General features: G+C 62.2%; 19 protein-coding genes. 8 read left to right on the top strand and 11 right to left on the bottom strand.

Going from position 1 to position 21,861, the window contains the following annotated elements:
- The first annotated feature begins 31 nt into the window (after positions 1 to 31).
- Positions 32 to 730, top strand: coding sequence for a tRNA (5-methylaminomethyl-2-thiouridine)(34)-methyltransferase MnmC2 (mnmC2, locus tag phaeop14_RS13230; RefSeq protein WP_096789823.1), 699 nt, complete (start codon positions 32 to 34; stop codon positions 728 to 730).
- Entirely contained in the window at positions 727 to 1,653 is a 927-nt protein-coding gene (locus phaeop14_RS13225; RefSeq protein ID WP_096789822.1) for a DMT family transporter, read from the top strand. Before mnmC2 ends, phaeop14_RS13225 begins: the two co-directional genes overlap by 4 nt.
- Here the strand turns inward: phaeop14_RS13225 and phaeop14_RS13220 are convergent.
- Positions 1,627 to 3,585 (bottom strand): lytic transglycosylase domain-containing protein, encoded by a 1,959-nt coding sequence (locus phaeop14_RS13220; RefSeq protein ID WP_096789821.1) that lies wholly within the window; start codon positions 3,583 to 3,585, stop codon positions 1,627 to 1,629. The two genes, phaeop14_RS13225 and phaeop14_RS13220, sit on opposite strands and share 27 nt — an antisense overlap.
- Positions 3,586 to 3,726: 141 nt before the next feature.
- Here phaeop14_RS13220 and dapA point away from each other — a divergent pair, with 141 nt between their 5' ends.
- Positions 3,727 to 4,599, top strand: coding sequence for a 4-hydroxy-tetrahydrodipicolinate synthase (gene dapA / locus phaeop14_RS13215; protein WP_014881062.1), 873 nt, complete (start codon positions 3,727 to 3,729; stop codon positions 4,597 to 4,599).
- 366 nt (positions 4,600 to 4,965) lie between these two features.
- On the opposite strand, the gene sigJ is transcribed toward dapA, so the two are convergent.
- The 6 genes from sigJ to phaeop14_RS13185 form a co-directional block, all read right to left on the bottom strand.
- On the bottom strand, positions 4,966 to 5,847 hold the full coding sequence (gene sigJ, locus phaeop14_RS13210; RefSeq protein ID WP_096789820.1) for an RNA polymerase sigma factor SigJ: 882 nt from the start codon (positions 5,845 to 5,847) through the stop codon (positions 4,966 to 4,968).
- Positions 5,844 to 6,314, bottom strand: coding sequence for a carboxymuconolactone decarboxylase family protein (locus phaeop14_RS13205; RefSeq protein WP_096790316.1), 471 nt, complete (start codon positions 6,312 to 6,314; stop codon positions 5,844 to 5,846). Before phaeop14_RS13205 ends, sigJ begins: the two co-directional genes overlap by 4 nt.
- A gap of 146 nt (positions 6,315 to 6,460) precedes the next feature.
- A complete protein-coding gene (locus phaeop14_RS13200) occupies positions 6,461 to 7,348 on the bottom strand; it encodes a dimethyl sulfoxide reductase anchor subunit family protein (protein WP_096789819.1) in 888 nt (295 codons plus the stop codon).
- Positions 7,348 to 8,142, bottom strand: a complete 795-nt coding sequence (locus phaeop14_RS13195) for a 4Fe-4S dicluster domain-containing protein (RefSeq protein WP_096789818.1) — start codon at positions 8,140 to 8,142, stop codon at positions 7,348 to 7,350. Before phaeop14_RS13195 ends, phaeop14_RS13200 begins: the two co-directional genes overlap by 1 nt.
- A 79-nt stretch (positions 8,143 to 8,221) precedes the next feature.
- Entirely contained in the window at positions 8,222 to 11,062 is a 2,841-nt protein-coding gene (locus phaeop14_RS13190) for a molybdopterin oxidoreductase family protein (protein ID WP_096789817.1), read from the bottom strand.
- 76 nt (positions 11,063 to 11,138) lie between these two features.
- Positions 11,139 to 12,272: a citrate synthase gene (locus phaeop14_RS13185; protein ID WP_096789816.1), complete on the bottom strand. Its 1,134-nt coding sequence runs from the start codon at positions 12,270 to 12,272 to the stop codon at positions 11,139 to 11,141.
- Positions 12,273 to 12,304: 32 nt separating this feature from the next.
- Between phaeop14_RS13185 and phaeop14_RS13180 the strand changes: the two genes are divergently transcribed.
- Positions 12,305 to 13,156, top strand: coding sequence for a phosphate acyltransferase (locus tag phaeop14_RS13180; protein ID WP_096789815.1), 852 nt, complete (start codon positions 12,305 to 12,307; stop codon positions 13,154 to 13,156).
- 37 nt (positions 13,157 to 13,193) lie between these two features.
- On the opposite strand, the gene phaeop14_RS13175 is transcribed toward phaeop14_RS13180, so the two are convergent.
- The 4 genes from phaeop14_RS13175 to pdxR form a co-directional block, all read right to left on the bottom strand.
- The gene (locus phaeop14_RS13175) at positions 13,194 to 14,354 is read right to left on the bottom strand and encodes an acetate/propionate family kinase (RefSeq protein ID WP_096789814.1); all 1,161 of its coding nucleotides are present in this window, start codon (positions 14,352 to 14,354) and stop codon (positions 13,194 to 13,196) included.
- Positions 14,351 to 15,097, bottom strand: a complete 747-nt coding sequence (locus phaeop14_RS13170; RefSeq protein WP_096789813.1) for a TSUP family transporter — start codon at positions 15,095 to 15,097, stop codon at positions 14,351 to 14,353. The genes phaeop14_RS13175 and phaeop14_RS13170 overlap by 4 nt, the downstream gene beginning before the upstream one ends.
- Before the next feature lie 5 nt (positions 15,098 to 15,102).
- Positions 15,103 to 16,878 carry a sulfoacetaldehyde acetyltransferase gene (gene xsc / locus phaeop14_RS13165; RefSeq protein ID WP_040174349.1) on the bottom strand — a complete coding sequence of 592 codons (1,776 nt, stop codon included), beginning with the start codon at positions 16,876 to 16,878 and terminating at the stop codon, positions 15,103 to 15,105.
- Positions 16,879 to 17,069: 191 nt separating this feature from the next.
- On the bottom strand, positions 17,070 to 18,545 hold the full coding sequence (gene pdxR / locus phaeop14_RS13160; RefSeq protein ID WP_096789812.1) for a MocR-like pyridoxine biosynthesis transcription factor PdxR: 1,476 nt from the start codon (positions 18,543 to 18,545) through the stop codon (positions 17,070 to 17,072).
- Positions 18,546 to 18,672: 127 nt separating this feature from the next.
- Between pdxR and phaeop14_RS13155 the strand changes: the two genes are divergently transcribed.
- The 4 genes from phaeop14_RS13155 to phaeop14_RS13140 all read left to right on the top strand — a co-directional run bounded on the left by phaeop14_RS13155 (position 18,673) and on the right by phaeop14_RS13140 (position 21,861).
- Positions 18,673 to 19,416 (top strand): hypothetical protein, encoded by a 744-nt coding sequence (locus tag phaeop14_RS13155; protein WP_096790315.1) that lies wholly within the window; start codon positions 18,673 to 18,675, stop codon positions 19,414 to 19,416.
- A gap of 94 nt (positions 19,417 to 19,510) precedes the next feature.
- On the top strand, positions 19,511 to 19,828 hold the full coding sequence (locus tag phaeop14_RS13150; RefSeq protein ID WP_096789811.1) for an ArsR/SmtB family transcription factor: 318 nt from the start codon (positions 19,511 to 19,513) through the stop codon (positions 19,826 to 19,828).
- The gene (locus phaeop14_RS13145) at positions 19,821 to 20,849 is read left to right on the top strand and encodes a permease (protein WP_096789810.1); all 1,029 of its coding nucleotides are present in this window, start codon (positions 19,821 to 19,823) and stop codon (positions 20,847 to 20,849) included. The genes phaeop14_RS13150 and phaeop14_RS13145 overlap by 8 nt, the downstream gene beginning before the upstream one ends.
- Before the next feature lie 256 nt (positions 20,850 to 21,105).
- Positions 21,106 to 21,861 carry an SDR family oxidoreductase gene (locus tag phaeop14_RS13140; protein ID WP_096790314.1) on the top strand — a complete coding sequence of 252 codons (756 nt, stop codon included), beginning with the start codon at positions 21,106 to 21,108 and terminating at the stop codon, positions 21,859 to 21,861.

The raw sequence follows: 21,861 nt of genomic DNA, 5'->3' as shown, positions 1-21,861 counted from the left end.
CGTTCCACCGCATCATTTAGGGGATAATAGCATGGCAGACCAGCAGGCGCGGCTCAGCTGGCGGGATGGCAGCATTCCGGTATCCGATCAGTTCGACGACCCCTATTTCTCCATCCACGATGGGCTGGCCGAGACGGAGCATGTGTTTCTGGGAGGCAATGATCTGGCCACCCGCTTTGCCCGCGCCGCAGAGACAGGGGCCGATTTCCACATTGCTGAACTGGGCTTTGGCACCGGTCTGAACCTGCTGGCGGCCTGGCGCGCCTGGGAGACGGCGCAGGAGGGCTGCGCCGCACCATCGGTGCTGCATTTCACCAGTTTCGAGGCCTTCCCGATGGCGGTGGAGGATATGGCCCGCGCGCTGGAGGCCTTTTCAGAGGTGGCGCCCTGGGCCGAACGGTTTCTTGCGGTCTGGGAGGGCGCCGGGGCGTGCGATCTGGGCAATTTGCGCGTCAATGTCATCACCGGCGACGCCCGCGTGTCGCTGCTGGACTGGACAGGCAAGGCGGATGCCTGGTTTCTGGATGGGTTTTCACCGGCCAAGAACCCGGAGCTGTGGCAGGAGGACCTGCTGGACGAGGTCGCCCGCCACACCGCGACCGGCGGCAGCGCGGCGACCTATACGGCGGCAGGATTTGTCCGCCGCGGGTTGGAGGCCGCCGGATTTGAGGTTTCCCGCACGCCCGGTTTCGGGCGCAAGCGGCATATGACAAAGGCACAATTGCGATGACCATGCGCCCCGATGCGAAGATCCTGGAGCCTCATCCGCCCCGGATCACGCCGATCACCCAGAAGAACAACGTCACCGCCGGTGTGCTTTTGATGATTGCTGCAACGGTGGTCTTTGCCATGCAGGATGGCATCTCGCGGCATTTGGCGGGACAGTACAACACCTTCATGGTGATCATGGTGCGTTACTGGTTCTTTGCGCTGTTTGTGATCGCGCTTGCGGCGCGCGCGCCGGGGGGTATTCGTGCCACAGCCCGCACCGACCAGCTGGGGTTGCAGATCTTTCGTGGGGTGCTGCTGGTCGCGGAAATCTGCGTTGCCGTCTATGCCTTTACCGTGCTGGGACTGGTCGAAAGCGTCGCGGTCTTCATCTGCTATCCGCTCTTGGTGGCGGCTCTCAGCGGGCCGGTGCTGGGGGAGCAGGTGGGATGGCGGCGGTGGGCGGCGATTTCAGTGGGGCTGATTGGCGTGCTGATCATCCTGCAACCCGGTATCGGCGTCTTTGATCCGCTGGCGATCATCCCGTTCATCTCGGCGCTGATGTTTGCGCTTTATGGTCTGATCACCCGCTATGCGGCGCGGCGTGACAGCACGGCGACCAGTTTCTTCTGGACCGGTGTTGCGGGCATGGTGGCGATGACCCTTGTGGGGATGTGGCATTGGGAGCCGATGAGCCAGGGCGACTGGATGTGGATGGCGATCCTGTGCGTCACCGGGGTGATCGGGCATTGGCTGCTGATCAAATGCTACGAGATGGCCGAGGCCAGCGCAGTGCAGCCCTTTGCCTATTTCCACCTGATCTGGGCCGCGGCGCTTGGGGTGATTGTTTTCGGCGAGGTGATCCGCACCAATGTCGCCATCGGTGCGTCCATCATCGTGGCGGCCGGCCTGTTCACCCTATGGCGCGAACGCGTCAAGGGTTGAGCCAGCGAGCTCCTGCGAGAAGGGCACCGGCAGCGGCGTCTTGCCAAGGCGCGCGCGGTAGACAGGCAGGCTCTCCGTGACGCGCATCACATAGTTGCGCGTCTCGTTGAAGGGGATGTGTTCAATCCAGTCGACAATCCCCGGCGTGCCGTCACGCGGATCGCCATAGCGCTCCATCCAAGCCTTGGGGCGATGCGGGCCTGCGTTATAACCTGCTGCCATCATCACCACATTGCCGTTAAAATCACCCGCCAGATCGGCAAGGTAGTTGCTGCCCAGAAGGGCGTTGTAGGACCAGTCGGAGATCAGCCGTCCCGTTGTGTGATTGGCCTGAATACCCATGTTTGAGGCGACCAGCTTGGCGGTGGCGGGCATCACCTGCATCAGCCCCCGCGCGCCCGCATGGCTGATCACGATGGGGTCGAATTCGCTTTCGCGCCGGGCAATGGCGAGGGTCATTTCGCGTGCCATCGGTAAATCCCTCTGCGCGACCGGATGCAGCGGGAAATAGGCCGCCTCCAGCTCTTCGCCCTTTTGAGCGGCGCGTTTTGCAATCATCACCGCCAGATGCGGCTCTTCCATGGCGACGGCCATCTCCCCCAGCTGGCGTGCTTCAATCGGGCCGAGCCCCTCCACCAGATGGGTAAGGAAGCGCTCCGCCAGCGGCAGATCGCCTGCCTGCAATAGCAACAGCCCGGCTTCCGCCACCGTGGAGTTCAAAAACCCAGCCGCGCGCCAGTCAGGCAGCTGCGGCGGGGTGATGAGGTCTGGATCAAAGGGACGGCCCAGAACCTCTGCCGCCAGCAACCCGTAGAAGGATGTCTGATAGTCGGCAGCCTTGGCATAGGCGGCATGGGCTTTCTCAATATCGCCATGGGCACCATAGGCCTGACCCAGCCAATAGCCGCCACGTCCGATTGAGATCGGGCTTTCGACAGAGGCAAGGAACCGTTCAAAGTGATAGGCAGCGAGTTCCGGGTCGTTCAGCTTGCGCAGGGCGATATAGCCGGCCAGCCATTCGCAATCGGAGTAGCCATAGCCCGCGTCCTCGGGCGCGAAGTGATGCGCGGCCAGCTGATAGGCGCGTTCGTGATTGCCGTCGCGCATATCCTGCCGCGCCAGATCCCGGCGACGGCGTAGCCATTTGGCCGGCTCGCCCAGTTTCTTGGCCGAGGTGCTGCGGTCCATCATCAGGGTGATGGCATCCTCTTGTCGCCGCTTGCGGTCGCGCCAGGCAAAGCGGTCATAGGCAAGGCCGGCGTCATCCTTCAGCGCGTCGGGGACGGCAGCGATTTTGCCATCAACGCCCGGCTCGGCGTCTTGCAGCGCCAGACGGGCCGCTGCCAATTTGCGCTGATCCGCGCTGACCAGTGGCAGCATGCGCCGCGCGCTGACTTTGTGACCGTCCCACAACAGCCGGTCCAGCCGTGCTGCGTGATGCGGCGCCAGAAGTTCGGCGTGGCGTTTCAGGTAATCGTCCTGAATGACTGACCCCATGGGCATGGTGCGCCAGGCCAGAACCAGCTCTGCCTCGCCTTCGCCTTTCTGCCCGGCAGCGATCAGCGCGCGGCCATAGCTCAGCGCGCCTTCGGCCGTCTGCGGAGGGGTGTCTTTGTAGAAGGCAAGGATGGTCTTACGCCCGGCCTCGGCAATCTGCGGCTCATTCTTGCGCCGCAGCAGCGCCAGCCCCGGCCAGTCCGACCGCCGCGCCAGAAACGCCATCACATCGGAAGCCGATCCCATGCCTGCGCGCAGCCTGTGCCATTCGATCACATCGCGGGCGACGGTGGCTTCATGGCCGGCACTCCGCCCGGCTTCGCTCCATTTTTCCGAGCGCATCAGCTCCAGCGCGCGACCAAGGTCCACGGCCATGGCAGCGGTGCCGCTCAGAGTGGCGGAAATGAGGGCAATAAGGGCCAGAATGCGTGTCATCTCTTGCATTTTCCAACGTTCCGGGGATAGAGCCAATGACGATAATCCGTGACCTGCCGGTATCAACTCAAATCCCCGGCATGTCCATCACTCAAGCCGGTGCAATTCTGCGCCCGCACGAACAGCAAAGGGAGCGTGCCCATGTTCAAAGGCTCTATGCCAGCCCTCGTCACCCCGTTTTCCAACGGCGAGCTGGATCTGGATACGCTCAAACGGTTGGTCGAGTGGCACATTGATCAGGGCTCTACAGCGCTGGTCCCGGTGGGCACCACCGGTGAAAGCCCAACGCTGACCCATGAAGAGCATGAAACCGTCATTGCCGAAGTGGTGAAAATCGCGGCAGGCCGGGTGCCGGTGATTGCCGGGGCCGGATCCAATAACACGGTTGAAGGCAAGCGGTTCGTGCAATTCGCCGCCGAGGTTGGCGCCGATGCCGCGCTGGTGGTGACGCCCTATTACAACAAGCCAACCCAGCGCGGATTGATTGCGCATTTCACCGAGCTTCATAACTGCGCCGATATTCCGATTGTGATCTACAATATTCCCGGTCGCTCGGTCATCGACATGACCCCTGCCACCATGGGCGAACTGGCCAAGCTGGAGCGCATCATTGGTGTGAAGGATGCAACCGGCGATATCGCCCGCGTGTCCCAGCAGCGCGCCTCTTGCGGCGCGGATTTCATCCAGCTGTCTGGCGAGGATGCCACCGCGCTGGGCTTCAACGCTCATGGTGGGGTTGGCTGCATTTCGGTGACGGCCAATGTCGCGCCGAAGCTCTGCGCCGAATTCCAAGCGGCGACGCTGGCCGGTGATTACGCATTGGCGCTGGAGTATCAGGACAAGCTGATGCCGCTGCATGAGGCGATCTTCATCGAGCCGGGTCTGGCGGGGGCGAAATACGGCCTATCGAAATTGGGCCTGTGCAGCGAGGAGGTGCGCCTGCCGCTGACCGGTCTGGAAGACAGCACCAAGGCCGCAATCGACGCCGCCATGGCGCACGCAGGTCTGCTGTAAGCACAGCACAGCGATCATAGACACGTCATCTCAGGCCGGGACGCTGCTGCGTTCCGGTCTGTTTCGTTTTGGACATCTTAGTCTCTAACCGGTGGTTCAGGGTCATATCCCTAAGACCGGAGCTAGTTGAGATAGAAAGGCGGCGCCGCCCCGGTGAAGATCCCGGGAATGGCTGGAAATTGCGGGGCGCGTCACTGCCCCGGTGCGAAACTGTTTTGCACAACCCCGATGGCAGAGTTGCCGTTGGGGTCGGTTTCCATGGTGTCCGGGGTCGTAAAGCCCGGAAGTGATCGCGATCCACAACAGAATAGGGCCGGCAGATGTATCAGCGGTAAGCAGGGCGTGCGCTGCCTGGGCAACGGCAGATCACCCCAGCACAGATGCCAGATGCCGCGTCTTGTCCGGGTTGCGGGTGACATAGATGCGGGTGATCCGGCCCGCGCGAATATTCAGCGAGGTGGCTTGCAGAATGCCATCTTCGCCGCGGCTCACAATCGCAGGCAGACCATTGAGCTGACACAGGCGCCAGTGATCTGGCGCTGTGTGATGGGCTTTGCGGGCAAGCCCGGCCAGCAGCCGCAGCACCTTGTCGCGTCCATAGATCGGATTGAGTGCCGCCATTGCCTTGCCGCCGCCATCGGAGATCAGCTGCACATCTTCGCTCAGCAACCGGGTGAGGGCGGTCATATCCCCGGTTTTGGAGGCGCGAAAGAACGCCTCGGTCAGCGCCTCGCCTTGGTCTGGGCGGCTGGGGGCCTCCGGTCGCAAGGCCTGCACCTTGCGGCGCGCGCGGGTAGCCAGTTGGCGACAGGCCTCGGGCGAGCGGTTCAGCGCGGAGGCCACGTCGCTAAAAGAGCTGTCAAAGATATCATGCAAAAGGAAGGCCGCGCGTTCCAGCGGGGAGAGGGCGTCCAGCGCCAGCAGAAGCGCAACCGAAACGTCATGATCCAGCAGCTCGGTTGTCTCATCAGTAAGCACCGGCTCTGGCAACCACTCGCCAGGGTAAGTCTCGCGCCGTTTGCGCGCTGATTTCAACTGATCAAGACAGAGCCGCGTGGTGATCCGCATCAGGTACCCGGTCGGGTCGAGAATCTCCCCCTTGGGGGCCGACTGCCAGCGCAGATAGGCGTCCTGCAGGATATCTTCGGCATCGGTCACGCTGCCCAGCATCCGGTAGGCGGCCGCAAACAATCGCGGCCGCGCTGTCAGAAACGCATCAGTTCCTGTGTCTTTGGTCTGTGCTGTCACGCCGCGTTGGCCCCTGTTGCGCTCTCGCTCACAGGGTGGGCGCTGCGAAAGCCGATTGCAATGCGGTTCCAGTTGTTGATGGCGCCGATCAGCAGCGTCAGCAGCACCTGTTCGCGCGGCTCAAACAGCTCTGCCACGGCGTCATAGTCGGCATCGGGTGCGGCGGTGGCTTCTACCAGTGTCAGCGCCTCGCACCACGCCAGCGCCGCGCGTTCGCGGGGTGTGTAGAGCGGCGATTCGCGCCAGGCGTTCAGCAGATGCATACGGTCCTCGCTCTCGCCATGGGCGCGCATCTCATGGGTGTGCATATGGATGCAGAAGGCGCAGCCGTTGATCTGGGAGGCCCGCAGTTTCACCAGTTCCACCACACTGAATTCCAAGGTGCTGTTTTTGAACAGGGCTTCCTGCTCCATCATCGGTTTGAACAGATCCCCGGCGACAGAGAAATAATCGAGACGTTGCGACATCATTTGGTCCTTTCTGATGGGTTCAGAAACAGGACGAGGCAGCGGGCGGGTTTGTGACATGGGTGGTGGGGTTTTTTGAAAAAAGATGTGGGCCACGAAAAAAGGGCGCCGCTGGGGCGCCCTGATTTTAGGTGTTTTGGGATGGCTCAACGCTTGCCGTAATACAGCCCGACCACATGTTCGGCCTGGGCAAAGAACAGCCAGCGCGAGACGGCAATTCCGGCGATGTGCAGCAGTACGGCGACGCCTGCCAGCAGGTGTTTGAGCATCAGGCCTTCAACCGGCAGGATGAGGCAGATCAAGGGCAGCGCAAAGCCTGAGGCAAAGGCGATCACCCGCAGTTTCTGCGCATGTTTGCGCCCGACCACATGCACAAATTCACGCAACAGGTAGTTGGAGCCGGTATGGGGCGGTTCAAACGCACGCACGGTGCCGCGATCGCCAAGGCCGGTGGCGGTGCCCATATCGGTGCCAGAGGTGGCAAAGGCCTGATCGCCCTTGGCCCAATAGGCCAGCTGTACCGAACCTGCGATGGCCAGCAACCAGGGCGCCAGCGCCTCAGCCCCGGCCAGCAGTGACCCGCCCGCAAGACTGAAGGACAGGAACATCACCGGCGTCAGCGCCATGTTCCAGCGCGGAATGGTCTTGAGCTGGGTGTAGATCATCGAGGTCGTGAAGACCGTCGCCAGTGACAGCGCCGCGCCGATCCAGCCGAGTACCCACCAATGGGTGTCCAGAAACACCGCGCCAAAGGCAAAGAGCCCCATCACAATGAGAGCCGCAACTGCGCAGATGCCTTCGCGGCTGAGCCAGCTGGTTTTCCACTGGCTAAAGGCGCGCCAGGCTCGTTCTGGCCGGCCAAGGTGAAAGGTCGAAGCCAGAAGCCCGCCCACCGCAAAACCAAAGGCGATGGCATAGAACACAAAGGCGACCCAGCCGGTTACCTCAGGCTTGCCAAGGCCAAGGAAGGCCAGAAGGCCAAAGCCGAGACCGGAGAGGGTGGTGAAGAGGATAACAGAAGGTGCGGGATGCATCAGCTCGTCTCCTCTGCGGAATTGCCGGGAAGTTTGTCGAGCGCCTTGTCCAGCCAGCCGAGGAAGCCCTTGGGCTCCTCTGCGACGGGGGCCAGCAGCGGGGCCAGAATGTTGATCTGATCCTCGATCTGGTCCTTGGGGCGGGGGGGCAGGTATTTGTTCACCGGTTTGGTGCCCATTTCCGGCATCAGGTCCATCCCGCCGCGCTCTGCCACCAGTTTGGAGACATCGCTGTCAGGATCCCCCAGATCGCCGAAGTGGCGCGCGCCTGCCGGGCAGGTCCGCACGCAGGAGGGGACCCGGTCCACCTCTTCGAGGTTCTCATTGTAGATCCGGTCCACACAGAGCGTGCATTTCTTCATCACCCCTTCGGCCAGATCCAACTCGCGGGCGCCATAGGGGCAGGACCAGGCACAAAGGCCACAGCCGATGCAGTTGGACTCATTGACCAGAACGATACCGTCTTCCACCCGCTTGTAGCTGGCGCCGGTGGGGCAGACGGTGACGCAGGGGGCGTCCTCGCAATGCAGGCAGGATTTCGGGAAATGCACCAGCTGGGCCGCCGGGTTGGGCTGGCTGGCACAGCGAGATGGCTGCACCTCATAGGAGTGCACCCGGTTGAGGAAGGTGCCCGAGGGATCAGCGCCATAGGCATTCTGATCTGATAGCGGCGCGCCATAGTTTTCGGTGTTCCAGCCCTTGCAGGAAATCACACAGGCATGGCAGCCGACACAGGTATCCAGATCAATGACCAGCCCCATCTTGCGGTCGGTCTGGGTGGGAAGCTCGGTCATTGCATACCCTCGGTGCAAGTTGCGGAACCAGGAAAACACCCATTTTCCTGGCAATTTTCTTCGAAGAAAGTTGGATTGATCATTTGCCCACCTTCCATGTCAGGTCTTTGGGACCGGTGCCCACGGGCGAGGTCTGAGGCTCTACCACAGGTTGGCTTTCGCTCAGATCCTGCGGCGCGGCGGCTTTTTCGATCTTTACTTTCAGATCGAACCACGCAGCCTGACCGGTGATCGGGTCGGAATTGGCCCAGCGAAGGCCGTCTCCCTTCGGTGGCAGCAGCTCGTGAATCAGATGATTCAGCAGGAAGCCTTTGGTGGCCTCTGGCGCGTTTTCTTCCAGCGCCCAGGCTCCCTTGCGCTTGCCGATGGCGTTCCAGGTCCAGACGGTGTTTTCATTGAGCGCCGCCATCTCCATCACTGGCACGGTGATTTCACCGTGGGGGGAGGTGACCCTGGCCCAGTCGCCATCGCTGAGGTGGTTTTCGCGCATCAGCTTGGTCGGCACATAAAGCGGATTGCGGCCGTGGATCTGGCGCAGCCAGGCGTTCTGCGTGCCCCAGGAGTGATACATCGCCATGGGGCGCTGGGTGAGGGCGTTGACGGTGAAGCCGTCGTTGCCCTGCTGATCGGTTTCATACCAGATGGGCAGCGGGTCCATCGTCTCTTTGATGCGGGCGCGTAGGTGTTCGGGCGGCTGGCGCTCACCGTGGCCTTCAGCGGCCAGCTGGAACTTGCGCAAGGGCTCCACATAAAGCTGGAACAGATAGGGCTGTGGGCTGTCAAAGAGGCCGAGGTTCACCGCCCAGTCCTGATAGGCCATGTTCCAGGGTTTGAAATAGCTGGCCTCTGCCGGGATATGTTCGACAAAGAAACCGCCGTTTTCGATGTATTTGTCCAGCTGTTCGGGGTTCACCTCACCCCGGCCAACCTTGCTGCCGTCCTCGCCCCTGAACCCTGCAAGCGGGCCGATGCCGGGTTTGCGTTCGTGGTTCACGATATAGTCGGCGTAGTCCTGCCATTTCGCTGTGCCGTCTTCATGGGTGAAGCCGGGCAGTTTCATCTTATTGGCCAGCTGCACCAGTACGGTCTGGAATCCGCGCACGTCGCGGTCGGGTTCCACCACGGGCCAGCGGATCGCATCAGCCGCGCCGTCGGCCTCGCAGATGGGACGGTCGAGCAGCGAGATACAGTCGTGGCGTTCCAGATAGGTGGTGTCGGGCAGGATCAGATCCGCATAGGCCACCATTTCCGAGGAATAGGCGTCCGAGTAGATGATCCGGGGGATCACATAGTCGCCATTGTCGTCGGTGTCGGTGAGCATCTCCATCACGCCGCGCGTGTTCATCGAGGAGTTCCACGACATATTCGCCATATACATGAAGAGCGTGTCGATCTTGTAGGGATCACCGGCATGGGCGTTGGAAATCACCATATGCATCAGCCCGTGGCTGGACATCGGGTTTTCCCAGGTGAACGCCTTGTCGATGCGCGCCGGGCTGCCGTCGGTCTTCAGCGCCAGATGTTCCGGCCCGTGCACGAAGCCCAGATGCGGGCCGTCCAGCGGTTTGTTCGGGGTGACGCGGCAATGGGGGGCGGGATGCGCCTCTACCGGTTTGGGGTAGGGCGGTTTGAAGCGGAAGCCGCCGGGCGCCTCCACCGTGCCCAGAAGGATCTGCAACACATGCAGCGCGCGGCAGGTCTGAAAGCCGTTGGCATGGGCCGAGACACCGCGCATGGAGTGCATGGCGACCGGGCGACCCTTCATGGTTTTATGGGTCTCACCGCGGAAATCGGTCCACTCCTGATCCAGCTCGAATGCCTCGTCAAAGGCGACGCGGGCCAGCTCGGCGGCGATGGCGCGGATGCGTTTGGCGGAGACACCGCAACGCTCGGCCACGGCTTCGGGGGCGTAGTCGTCGCTGAGATAGCGCTGGGCCATCAGTTGGAAGACGGACACATGGGTGATGCCATTGAGTTCAAACGAGCCGCCCAGATCGGGGCGCACGCCATGCATGTCAAAGGGCGCGAGCTGGCCGGTCTTGCGGTTGATCACCAGAGGCGCGCCATGGTCATCGCGCAAGAACAGGCCGTAATCGGCGCTATCTGGATCCTGATTGACCAGCACTGGCGCGTTGGTGAACTGGCTGAGGTACTCCAGATCAATCTTGCCCGCCTTCATCAGCACATGCACCAGCGCCAGGATGAACAGACCGTCGGTGCCCGGCGTGATGCCGACCCAATCGTCAGCCACAGCGTTGTAGCCGGAGCGGATTGGATTGACGCCAATGACCCGCGCACCGCGCGCCTTGATCTTGCCGATGCCCATCTTGATGGGGTTGCTGTCGTGGTCTTCGGCGACGCCAAACAACATGAACAGCTTGGTGTGATCCCAGTCGGGCTGGCCGAATTCCCAGAACGCGCCGCCCATCGTGTAGATGCCGGCGGTGGCCATATTGACCGAGCAGAACCCGCCGTGGGCTGCATAGTTGCAGGTGCCGAAGTTCTGCGCCCAGAAACTGGTGAAGCTCTGGGATTGGTCGCGCCCGGTAAAGAACGCCAGCTTTTCCGGGTTATCCTCGCGGATGGGTTCCAGCCAGCCAGCGGCAATGTCCAGCGCCTCGTCCCAGGAGATTTCCTCGAACTTGCCGGAGCCGCGCGGGCCGACGCGCTTCATCGGCGCGCGCAGACGTGACGGCGCGTTGTGTTGCATGATCCCGGCAGAGCCTTTGGCGCAGAGCACGCCCTTGTTCACCGGATGATCGCGGTTGCCTTCGATATAGGCGACTTTCTTTTGGCCATCTTCATCCGTTTTCATGTGGACGTTGATGCCGCAGCGGCAGGCGCACATGTAGCAGGTGGTCTGGCGGATCTCGTCCGACACGGGCGGCGAGGTGTCTAGCTGGGGCTGGGTATGTGCCATGGTGTCCCTGTTTGATGATGCGCCGGGCCTGCATGGGCCGGGCGGCGCTATGTACTGTGGCGCGGAGTGGGTGGGATCAGCGCGCGTTTAGTGGAATATAGGCGCGGGGTTCCGGCCCGTTGTATAGGGTCAGGGGGCGGATCAGGATATTGCCGCGCTGCTGTTCGATGCATTGGATGATCCAGCCGGGCATCCGGCCGATGGCAAAGATCGGCACGTAGAGATCCATCGCGATGCCGTGCAGCTGGTAGATCACGCCGGAGTAGAAATCGACATTCACGTTCAGACCGTGGCGTGCATAGGGCTGCATGGCCTCCACCACGGCTTGCAGGATTTCATACCATTCCGGCGCGCCCATTTCCGCGCCCAACTGGCGCACGCCTTCGCGCATGTGGCGCGCGCGGGGGTCTTCCTTGCGGTAGACGCGGTGGCCAAAACCGGTCACGGCCTCCTTGGCGGCGCGCTTGGCCTTCACATAGGCGGCGGCTTTGTCGGGCGTGCCGATTTCATGCACCATTTTCATCACGTCCTCGGCGGCACCGCCGTGGGCTGGACCTGCAAGGGTGGAGAGCGCGGTGACGATGCCGCCGTGGAGATTGGTTTCGGTCCCGATGCTGACGCGTGCGGCAAAGCTTGAGGCGTTGGCACCATGTTCGGCGTGCAGGATGAAATCGACATCCGCGAGCCGGGTGGCCTCTGGCGTGGGTTTCTCGCCCTTCAGCATCCACAGCCAGTTGCCCGCATGGCTGAGGGTCATGTCGGGGGCCACCACCTCGCGGCCATTTCGGATCGCGTCATGGGCGGCGATGATGATCGGCACCTGCGAAATCAGGCGGATGCCGTTGGCGACAAAGGCGTCTTCGCCGACCTGCTGGCTGTCTGGTTCAAGCGCGGCGAGGGCAGAGACGGCAGTGCGCAGCACATCCATCGGATGGCCATCCTTGGTGGCGCGGATGATATCCAGCACCGGGGCAGGCAACACGCGGGCGGCTTTCAGTGCGGTGTCAAATTCTGCGAGCTGATCCGCATCGGGCAATTCGCCATGGATCAGCAGATAGCAGACCTCCTCAAAGGTGGAATGCGTGGCCAGATCGTGAATGGAATAGCCGCGATAACTCAGCTCACCCTTGGCGCCGTCAATGTCGGAAACCCCGGAGCGTTCAAAGTAGATCCCCTTGAGGCCGCGGTTGATCTTGACGTTATCGCTCATTGCTGGCTCCTTTCCCCGCAAGGGAGATCAAAATGACTGTACTTGAAAACGCATATGCGCTGGCTCGGGATCGCAGGGCACGGGTGGTGTTTCCCGAGATGGACGACCCCAGAGTGGCAGCTGCGGTAGACCAGCTGACCCGTGAGGGGCTGGTGGAGGCTGTGCCTTTGGCGCCGGTGTCTGCGGCGCATGTGGATGTCTTGATGGCGGCGCGCGGTATGAAGGAGGGCATCGCCAAGCGGATGCTCTCCAAACCCCTGTACCGCGCGGCGGCGATGGTGGCTGCGGGCGAGGCGGATGCGATGGTGGCGGGCGCGGATGTGCCCACGCGCCGGGTGATTGAGGCGGCCAGCATCGGCATCGGGCTGGATGCGGGGGTCAGCACAGCCTCGTCGTTCTTCCTGATGGTGTTTCCGGACGGGCGCGAATTGGTGTTTGCAGATTGCGCCGTAAATGTCGCGCCGGATGCGGCGCAACTGGCGGATATCGCACGGGCCTCTGCACGTTCGGCAGAGGCGCTACTGGGGTCAGCACGGGTTGCGATGCTGTCGTTTTCCACCGGCACCTCGGGCGATGGCGACAGTGTGGCGCTGGTGCGCGCGGCGGCAGAGGCCAGCGGATTTGTAGGCCCGGTGCAGGCAGATGCGGCACTGAACCCTGTGATTGCCGAGAAGAAAGGCATCGCGCCGGTTGAGGCCAATGTGCTGATCTTCCCGACGCTGGATGCGGGCAATATCGGATATAAGCTCTGCCAGGAATTGGGCGGCGCGCAGGCGCTGGGGCCGTTCTTGCAGGGCTTTGCCAAGCCGGTCTGCGATCTGAGCCGAGGCGCCTCGGTCGAGGACATTGTGGCGGCGACGGTCCTGACGGTGGCGCAGATCTGATCTTGCTTGGTGTGTGACAGGCGGACGGGGGCGGCGATCATGACGCCCCCATCAGGGTCTGGGCATCCATGGCGATCTGACGCTCTTCCTCAGCCTCAATCACCCAGATCGCCACCTTGGAGCTGCCGGCATGCAGGCGCGCCTTGCGGGCGTGGTTGGCATCCACATCCATACGCGCGCCGATCCATTCCAGACCGCGCAGAATACGGGCGCGCACACCCACGGCGTTCTCGCCGATGCCACCGGTGAAGGCGATGGCATCCAGACCTTCCATCGCGGCAATCAGGCTGCCTGCGTGACGCAGGCTCCAATAGCAGAAATGCTCGATGGCAAAGGCGCTGTCAGCGCTGGGGTCCAGCATCAGGTTGCGCATGTCGGATTTGCCACCCGACAACCCCAATAGCCCGCTTTCATTGTTGAGGATCGCCTTGGTGCGCTCCAGCCCGTTGTCTTCGACCAGGCGCAGCACCGCATTGGCGTCAATGCCGCCCGACCGGGTGCCCATGGTCAGGCCATCCAGCGGCGAATAGCCCATTGTGGTGGCAACGGACTGGCCATTGCGGATCGCACAAAGCGAGGCGCCGTTGCCCAGGTGAAAGGCCAGAATTCGCGAGGGCAGCGACACGCCGGAAATCTCCGGCAGGCGCCGCACCAGCGAGGCGTAGGACAGACCGTGAAACCCGTAGCGGCGGATGCCCTTGGTCTCTTCCACGCGGGGGATCGCGTAGCGGGTGGCGACCTCTGGATTGGTGGCGTGAAACGAGGTGTCAAAGCTGGCAAACTGCGGCAGCTCAGGCGCGGTGGCGGCCATCGTATCAATCGCCGCGAGACTGTGCGGGTTGTGCAGAGGGGCCAGCGGCGTGCAATCGGCGATTTCACTGCGGATTTCGGGGGTGATGCGCACCGGTTTGGTCAGCTTTCGCCCGCCGTGCACGACCCGGTGGCCCACAGCTGCGAGCCGCGACGGGTCAAGCCCATGTGCAGGCAGTGCCGCCAGAATCGCGGCCAGCGCTTCGGCGTGGGTGGGGAACTGGCTGTCGCTGCTACTGTCTGCAATGCGCAAACGTGATTGCGGCGTGCCGATCCCCTCAGCCAAGCCAGCGATGCGCTGGGTGAGATCCGCGTCGAAGATCGCAAATTTGATCGACGAGGACCCGGCATTGAGGACCAGAATGTCGGTTTCAGCAGATGAGGTCATAGCGCGGCCTTCACGATGTTGAGGGCCGCCAGTGCCGCCAAGAGCGTCACGACATAGCGGCGGAACAAATCCGGCGCGGCCAGAGCAAAGCCGCGTGAGCCGACCCAAACACCTGCACCAAGGATGGGAAAGGCGAGGATCACCCCCCAAAGCGTGTCCGGGCCAGTCAGCCCATGGGCGGACATGACCGGCAGGGCCATTAGGTCGATGCCCGTCAGAAACACGATCATGGTGGCGCGAAACACCGCAGGCGGGATCGGCTGCGCGGTCATGAAGGCGGCAGCGGGCAGGCCGCCCACGCCGGCGCTATTGGCCATGCCGGAGGCCATGCCCACGGCGACATGCCCGGCGGTCCCAATGGGGCGCGCGAGGCGCCAACCGCTGAGCAACAGGAGGCTGAGGCCAAGGATCAGCACGGAAATCACCAGCCGCGCCTGATCCGGGCCAAGGCGGGCCATCACGGCGACGGCAGGCAAAGTGGCAACAGCAGCACCAGCCAAGAGAGCCAGGGATCTGCGCCAGTCGATATGGGGGCGAATGCCGCGCGCCTGAAAGGCGGTCATCGCAATCTCGCAGGCAAAGACCACGGGGATCAGCGGCAGCGGATTTGTGACGAGAGCGGCGAGAATGATGAAGATCGCGGAAAAGCCAAAGCCCGAATATCCGCGGATAAAGGCCGCCGCAAATAATGCGGCGGCCAGAAAGGCGCCCGCGCCCATTGAGAGATCAAAAGGCAGGGGCATAGGCGTCAGACCTGCTGCTCGCGCATGTCGGCCTTGTCGATGCCTGCGACGCGGACCGGCTTCTTCATGGCGTCACGGCGGAACGGCTCACCCAGCTCCTGGTTGATCATGGCTTCGATCAGGGTGGTTTTGCCGTTTTTCTGGTCCTCGATGGCCTGCGCAAGTGCGGAGGTCAGCTCATCCATGGTGCGGGCCACAACACCGTTGAGGCCACAGGCGCTGGCAATGCCTGCATAAGAAACCTGCTCGTCCAGTTCGGTGCCGACGAAGTTGTCATCGAACCACAGGGTGGAGTTCCGCTTTTCCGCGCCCCACTGGTAGTTGCGGAACACGATATGGGTGATCGCGGGCCATTCGCCCCGGCCAATCGCCGTCAGCTCGGTCACCGCGATGCCGAAGGCACCGTCGCCGGAGAAGCCAACAACTGGGGTATCCGGGCAGCCGATCTTGGCGCCGACAATCGCAGGCAGACCATAGCCACAGGGACCAAAAAGGCCGGGGGCCAGATATTTGCGCCCCTCGTCGAAGGATGGGTAGGCGTTGCCGATGGCGCAGTTGTTGCCGATGTCGGAGGAGATGATCGCCTCACGGGGGAGGGCCTGCTGGATAGCGCGCCACGCCATGCGGGGGCTCATCCATTCGGGTTTGTCGGCGCGGGCGCGCTGGTTCCAGGTGGTGCCCGGATCGTCGTCCTCATGGGTCATCTCGGTGAGCTGCTGCGCCCAGCGTGATTTGGTTTCCGAGATGCGGTTCTTGCGCTCCTCGCGGCCCGCATCGCCTGCGCTGTCGCTCAGCTGGGAGAGGATCCCGGAGGCCACTTTGGCGGCGTCGCCGATGATGCCGACGGAGACTTTCTTGGTCAGGCCGATGCGGTCAGGATTGATATCGACCTGAATGATCTTGGCATCGGCGGGCCAGTATTCCATGCCGTAGCCGGGCAGCGTGGAGAAGGGGTTCAGACGGGTGCCGAGGCAGAGAACGACGTCGGCGTCCTTGATCAGCTCCATCCCGGCTTTGGAGCCGTTGTAACCCAGCGGACCTGCAAACAGCGGGTGATTACCGGGAAAGGCGTCATTGTGCTGATAACCAACACAGACCGGCGCATCCAGACGTTCGGCCAGCTTCTGGGAGGCCGCAATGCCGCCCTTGGACAATACCACGCCGGCGCCGTTCAGAATCACCGGGTTCTTGGCTTCGGACAGCAGTTTCGCCGCGTCGCTGACGGCGGTTTCGCCACCGGAGGGGCGTTCAAATTCAACAATGGCGGGCAGTTCGATGTCGATGACCTGGGTCCACATGTCACGCGGAATGTTCAACTGCGCGGGCGCCGAGGCGCGCTTGGCGTTCATGATGACGCGGTTCAGCACTTCGGCCACGCGGGAGGGGTCGCGGACCTCTTCCTGATATGCGACGCAATCGGCGAACATGCGCATCTGTTCCATTTCCTGGAAACCGCCCTGGCCGATGGTCTTGTTCGCAGCCTGAGGGGTGACCAGCAGGAGCGGGGTGTGGTTCCAGTAGGCGGTTTTGACGGCGGTGACGAAGTTGGTGATGCCGGGGCCGTTCTGGGCGATCATCATCGACATTTTGCCGGTGGCGCGGGTGTAGCCGTCCGCCATCATCCCGCCGGAGCCTTCGTGGGCGCAGTCCCAGAAGGTGATGCCCGCGTCGGGGAAGATGTCAGAAATCGGCATCATGGCCGAGCCGATGATGCCAAACGCATGTTGGATGCCGTGCATTTGCAGTGTTTTTACAAATGCTTCCTCGGTGGTCATTTTCATCGCGTATTCTCCTGATGAGACGCCAAAAGGGCCGGCACAAAGGCCGGGATGAATCTGGTGTATTCCGCCGAGCAGAGCCGGGTTAGGGCCAGTTCCCGCCCCGGCTTAGTACCAGTATGCGGTGGGGATGATTGCTGCACTGCAGCGTCAGGCAGAGACTTCGGAAGGGGGCAAACCGCAGATGTGGCAGGCTAACCAGCCTTTGCACAGCTCGGGCGCAGAGCCTCGGCAAGCAGGGCAAGGCCCGGTTCAATCCGGTTGGAGGGGATCGAAGAATAGCCAAGCCGGTAGTAGTTTTGCTTGCGGTGTTCTGCGGCGAAAAAGGGCGCGCCGGGTTCGATCAGGACGCTCGTTGCCTTCAGCGATTGGGCGACCGCTGCGGTATCCACGCCCGCGTCGGCGCACATCCATAGGGAGGAGCCGCCGTAGACGCCGACGCCTGCCACGCTAAGCCCATGATGGGTCACAGCCTCTTCGATCACACAGCGGCGATCATGCAGAACCTTGGCCATGCGGCGGATCTGGGCATCGTAGTGGCCCAGCGACAGGAAATAAGCCACGGTGCGTTGCACATGGCCGGGCGGATGGCGCAGCACATTGGCGCGCAGGGCGCGGGCCTGCCGGATGAAGGGTTCGGAACCCACCAGATAGCCAAGGCGCAGGCCGGGGAAGAGCGATTTGGAGAAGCTGCCGACATAGACCACCCGGCCATCCGCATCGAGCGACTTCAGCGCCGGTGAGGGCGCGCCGAGGAAGGACATCTCGAATTCATAGTCATCTTCAACAATCACCGCATCAATATCGCGGGCGCGGTCCAGCAGCTGTTTGCGACGCGCCATCGGCATGGTGGCTGTGGTCGGGCTTTGGTGGCTGGGGGTGGTGAAAATGACATCGGTGTCATCTCGGATGGTGTCGGGTGGCAACCCGTCATGATCCACCGGCAGGCAGTCGATCTCGCAGCCGCGATAAACCAACTGATCGCGCAGGGTATAATAGGTCGGATCCTCCAGCGCGGCCTTGCGGCCCGGCCCCAAGAGCAGCTGCGCCACCAGCCAGAGTGCGTTTTGCGCCCCAAGGGTGATCAGGATTTCCTCTGGCCGGGCAGAAATACCGCGGCGGGGCAGGGTGTGGCGGGCGATATATTCCACCAGAAGCGGATCGTCCTGATCGAAGTAATCATTGGTGAGCGCGGCAAAATCCTTTTGCCCCAAGGCGCGCAGGGCACAGAGCCGCCAGTTGGCGTGGTCAAACAGCGAGGCATCCGCCTGCCCGTAGATGAACGGGTAGCGATAATCGCGCCAGTCCTGTGGTTTGCGGGGGGTGTCGCCGCCGCAGTAGTTGCCGACGATGGCCGAGGCCCAGTTCACCGTGTCCGCAGATTTCTGCGAAGGCGCGTAGCTGGGCGGCACCGGGGCGTTTTCGGAAACATAATACCCAGACCGTCCCTTGGAGATCAGGTAATCATTGGCCAGAAGCTCGGTATAGGCGAGCGTTACGGTGATGCGGCTGATGCCCAGATGTGCGGCCAGCTTGCGCGAGGAGGGCAGTTTCTCGCCCACCCGCAAGCGGCCGGAGAGAATGCCCTCGGCAATCATTTCCTGGATCTGCGCCTGCAGGGTGCCTTGCGCATCGGGGTTCAGAAAGAAGGTGTCGACAGAGATGGCCATGCCTCACTGTAGGCTGGACATAAATGGGGTGCAATCTGGACTTACACATTTTGATGTCTTGCAGTGAGAATCTTGTCGGTATCGATCTTGATTGCAATCCATGTCCGGCTTTGGGCATGTTCAACTCATGATGAAGTTTGTTGTTCACGGCCTGATTGTTCTGTTTCTGACTGTGGTTACTCAGATCGGCGGGCTGGCTTGGTTGATGTCGAGATTGTTCCGCAGATCCCTGCTTGTCTTTGTTATTGTCTATGTGGCGTTCAGTATTGGGGCGCACTACACGGCCCCGGCCTTTGGGAGAACACCGCTCAGCTGTGTTGGATCAGGCAACCTGCAAGTGCAGTCCTGGTTTTACTGTGCGTTGAACCGAACCTATGTGTCGCCCGCGTTGCTTGAGGTGTTGCAGGACAATGCGGATGAGGTTGCGCGGGAGTACCCCGGCACGATTACACTTGTATTGGATGCCAACTTTCCGTTCTGGGATGGTTTCCCACTGCTGCCACATCTTTCGCATCATGATGGAAAGAAGGCTGACCTGGCGCTCTTTTATAGCGAGGAAGGTCGATATATTCCGAGGGCGGTACGGTCGCCTATTGGGTATTTTGCATTTGAATCTGGGCCGACTGAGTGTCGCAAGGCTTGGTTGTCTCTGCGCTGGGATCTGGATTGGGCGCAGGGGATTTGGCGAGATTTAGTTCTTGAAGAGCGCAGGACATTTTTTCTGGTGAAGGCGCTGGCAGAAGATGCGCGCGTCCAGAAGGTGTTTATTGAGCCGCATCTAAGGGAAAGGATGGGCGCAGGCTTTCGTAAGATCAGGTTTCAAGGCTGCCGTGCCGCCCGCCATGACGATCATATACACGTCCAAATCTAGGTGTATCGAGAAGTTGGTTGGATTGATCTTTATCGTTCTATATAACTAGTTTTATCGAATCAGTTAGGGTCAAGATGGGGCCAGGAGGTGGGTTATGGACTGGGAACAGGCGGCGGGTGGATTTGCGGCGATGGGGTCGGAGGCGCGGCTGGCAGTTTTACGCTGTCTGGTGCGCGCGGGCGAAGGCGGGTTGATGGTGCAGGATATTCAGGGCCGCACGGGGATTGCGCCCTCCACATTGGCCCATCATCTGAAACTTCTGGCTGGAGCCGGGTTGATCCTGCAGCGCAAAGACGGTCGCAGCACCTATAACACGGCGGACTATGATCAGTTGAAACAACTGGCGGGGTTTATCCTCAGTGAGTGCTGTGCGGATGATGTCTCTATCCGGGAGGTGGCAAACGATGGCTGAGCTGACACAAAATCCACGCCCTGCAGGCCTGATTGCGCGGGGGATCAAGACGCCATGGGCGCTTTGTGTGGCGATCCTGCTGGCGGTGGCGGTGCTGGATCCCGGCAATCTGGCGGAGGTCATCCGTTTTGCCGGGGCGGCGCTGCTGCATACCGGGCGTTATATTCTCTTTGCGGTGCTGCTGCTTTCCTACCTCAAGGCGACAGGGGCCGAGGTGATGGTCGCACGCGCTTTTGAAGGGCGGGAAGTGCGGATGATCTTTCTGGCGGCGGTCTTTGGCGGGCTGGCACCGTTTTGTTCCTGCGAGGTGATCCCGTTTATTGCCGGGCTGTTGGCGCTGGGTGCGCCGCTGTCTGCGGTGATGGCGTTCTGGCTGGCCTCGCCCCTGATCGACCCGCCGACGCTGCTGATCACGGCTGGGGCGCTCGGCTGGCCGTTTGCGATTGCCAAGGCGGTCGCGGCGGTGGCGCTGGGGCTGTTTGGTGGCTTTGCCATCAAGGCATTGCGGGGGGCGGGCGCCTTTGCCAGCCCGCTGCGGCAGGCGCCGCGTTCCAGCTGCTGTGGCTGTGGTGCGCCGAAGGCCGAGGCACCGGTCTGGGCCTTCTGGCGGGACCCTGCGCGGCGCAGCCAGTTCCGGCAGGAGTTCGTCAGCAATGGTCTGTTTCTGGTGAAATGGCTGACGCTGGCCTATGTGCTGGAGGCGCTGCTGGTGTCCTATGTGCCGGCTGATCTGATTGCGACCCTGGTGGGTGGCGAGGGGATCCTGCCGATTGCCACCGCAGCGCTGGTGGGGATGCCTGCGTATCTCAACTCCTATGTGGCGCCACCCTTGCTGGCGGGGCTGATGGAGCAGGGGATGAGCGCGGGAGCCGCGATGGCCTTCATGGTGGCGGGTGCAGTGAGTTCGATCCCGGCGATGGCGGCGGTCTGGTCGCTGGTGAAGCCACAGGTCTTTGCCACCTATCTGGCGCTGGGGATCACCGGCGCGATCCTGTCTGGGATCGTGTTTCAGATGGTCTGAGGAGCCGGGACTGGGCGGGATGCTCCCGTCCGGTGCGCGGCATCTGAGATGCCTGACACCCGTTGGGCCAAGCGCCGCGCATTTGCGCGGCGCTGTCGCGTCTGGGGCGGCGTTACCTGGCGGTCCGGGACCGGCGGCCTCCGCGACCCGTTTCCTGCGGGAAAGGGAAGAGCCTCCGCTGCAACCGCATGAAACGGGTCGAGTGCATGTCAGTGAGGCGGTTAGCTCAGGGCGTCAACCAATGGAGGCTTTGATCATGGAACTAAAAGACAAGACACTTATCATCACCGGCGCAAGTAGCGGTATCGGTGCTGCGGCGGCGTTGTTGTTTGCGGCAGAAGGGGCCAATGTCGTGCTGGGTGCCCGGCGGCAGGCTGAGCTGCAAACCCTTGCGGGTCAGATAAATCAGAGCGGTGGACGGGCGGCCTGCCTGGCCGGGGACGTTACCGAGGAATCCTATTCAGAATCTTTGGTGGCCTTGGCGACAGAGGCGTTTGGCGGGCTGGACGGCGCCTTTAACAACGCGGGCATCATGGGAGACATGGGGCCGATTGAGCAGATGGATGCCGCCAACTGGAACGCCGTCCTCACGGCAAACCTGACCGGCGCGTTTTTCTCGGCCAAGGCGCAGATCCCGGCTCTGCGCGCACGCGGCGGTGGCGCGCTGGTGTTTACCGGATCCTTTGTTGGGTTCAGCAATGGCGGCATGCCTGGCATGGGGGCCTATGCGGCGTCTAAGGCGGGATTGATCGGCCTGGTTCAGTCGCTGGCGTCCGATCTGGCTGCAGAGGGTATCCGGGCAAACGCGCTGCTGCCGGGCGGAACCAAAACCGCCATGGCGGGGGACGATCCGGACACACACAGTTTTATCGCGGGGTTGCACCCGATGAAACGGATGGCCGCGCCGGTGGAAATTGCCCAAGCTGCGCTGTTTCTTCTGTCGGACCGGTCCAGTTTCGTGACCGGCGGTCCGGTGGCGGTGGATGGCGGAATCGCGGCGCGGCTTGTCTGA

This window comes from Phaeobacter piscinae (assembly GCF_002407245.1).
In the GTDB taxonomy this organism is placed as follows: Bacteria; Pseudomonadota; Alphaproteobacteria; order Rhodobacterales; family Rhodobacteraceae; genus Phaeobacter; species Phaeobacter piscinae.
The sequence above is the reverse complement of the archived record's forward strand: the minus strand, read 5'-3'. Positions and strand labels throughout refer to the sequence as shown.

Bases quoted from the DNA above. Each gene is read 5' to 3' on its own strand.
- phaeop14_RS13220 (WP_096789821.1), bottom strand. From the start codon at position 3,585: ATGACACGCATTCTGGCCCTTATTGCCCTCATTTCCGCCACTCTGAGC.
- phaeop14_RS13170 (WP_096789813.1), bottom strand. From the start codon at position 15,097: ATGCCCCTGCCTTTTGATCTCTCAATGGGCGCGGGCGCCTTTCTGGCC.
- phaeop14_RS13185 (WP_096789816.1), bottom strand. From the start codon at position 12,272: ATGAGCGATAACGTCAAGATCAACCGCGGCCTCAAGGGGATCTACTTT.
- phaeop14_RS13145 (WP_096789810.1), top strand. From the start codon at position 19,821: ATGGCTGAGCTGACACAAAATCCACGCCCTGCAGGCCTGATTGCGCGG.
- phaeop14_RS13190 (WP_096789817.1), bottom strand. From the start codon at position 11,062: ATGGCACATACCCAGCCCCAGCTAGACACCTCGCCGCCCGTGTCGGAC.
- phaeop14_RS13200 (WP_096789819.1), bottom strand. From the start codon at position 7,348: ATGCATCCCGCACCTTCTGTTATCCTCTTCACCACCCTCTCCGGTCTC.
- mnmC2 (WP_096789823.1), top strand. From the start codon at position 32: ATGGCAGACCAGCAGGCGCGGCTCAGCTGGCGGGATGGCAGCATTCCG.
- dapA (WP_014881062.1), top strand. From the start codon at position 3,727: ATGTTCAAAGGCTCTATGCCAGCCCTCGTCACCCCGTTTTCCAACGGC.
- phaeop14_RS13150 (WP_096789811.1), top strand. From the start codon at position 19,511: ATGGACTGGGAACAGGCGGCGGGTGGATTTGCGGCGATGGGGTCGGAG.
- phaeop14_RS13180 (WP_096789815.1), top strand. From the start codon at position 12,305: ATGACTGTACTTGAAAACGCATATGCGCTGGCTCGGGATCGCAGGGCA.
- phaeop14_RS13205 (WP_096790316.1), bottom strand. From the start codon at position 6,314: ATGTCGCAACGTCTCGATTATTTCTCTGTCGCCGGGGATCTGTTCAAA.
- phaeop14_RS13155 (WP_096790315.1), top strand. From the start codon at position 18,673: ATGATGAAGTTTGTTGTTCACGGCCTGATTGTTCTGTTTCTGACTGTG.
- phaeop14_RS13195 (WP_096789818.1), bottom strand. From the start codon at position 8,142: ATGACCGAGCTTCCCACCCAGACCGACCGCAAGATGGGGCTGGTCATT.
- pdxR (WP_096789812.1), bottom strand. From the start codon at position 18,545: ATGGCCATCTCTGTCGACACCTTCTTTCTGAACCCCGATGCGCAAGGC.
- phaeop14_RS13225 (WP_096789822.1), top strand. From the start codon at position 727: ATGACCATGCGCCCCGATGCGAAGATCCTGGAGCCTCATCCGCCCCGG.
- phaeop14_RS13140 (WP_096790314.1), top strand. From the start codon at position 21,106: ATGGAACTAAAAGACAAGACACTTATCATCACCGGCGCAAGTAGCGGT.
- xsc (WP_040174349.1), bottom strand. From the start codon at position 16,878: ATGAAAATGACCACCGAGGAAGCATTTGTAAAAACACTGCAAATGCAC.
- phaeop14_RS13175 (WP_096789814.1), bottom strand. From the start codon at position 14,354: ATGACCTCATCTGCTGAAACCGACATTCTGGTCCTCAATGCCGGGTCC.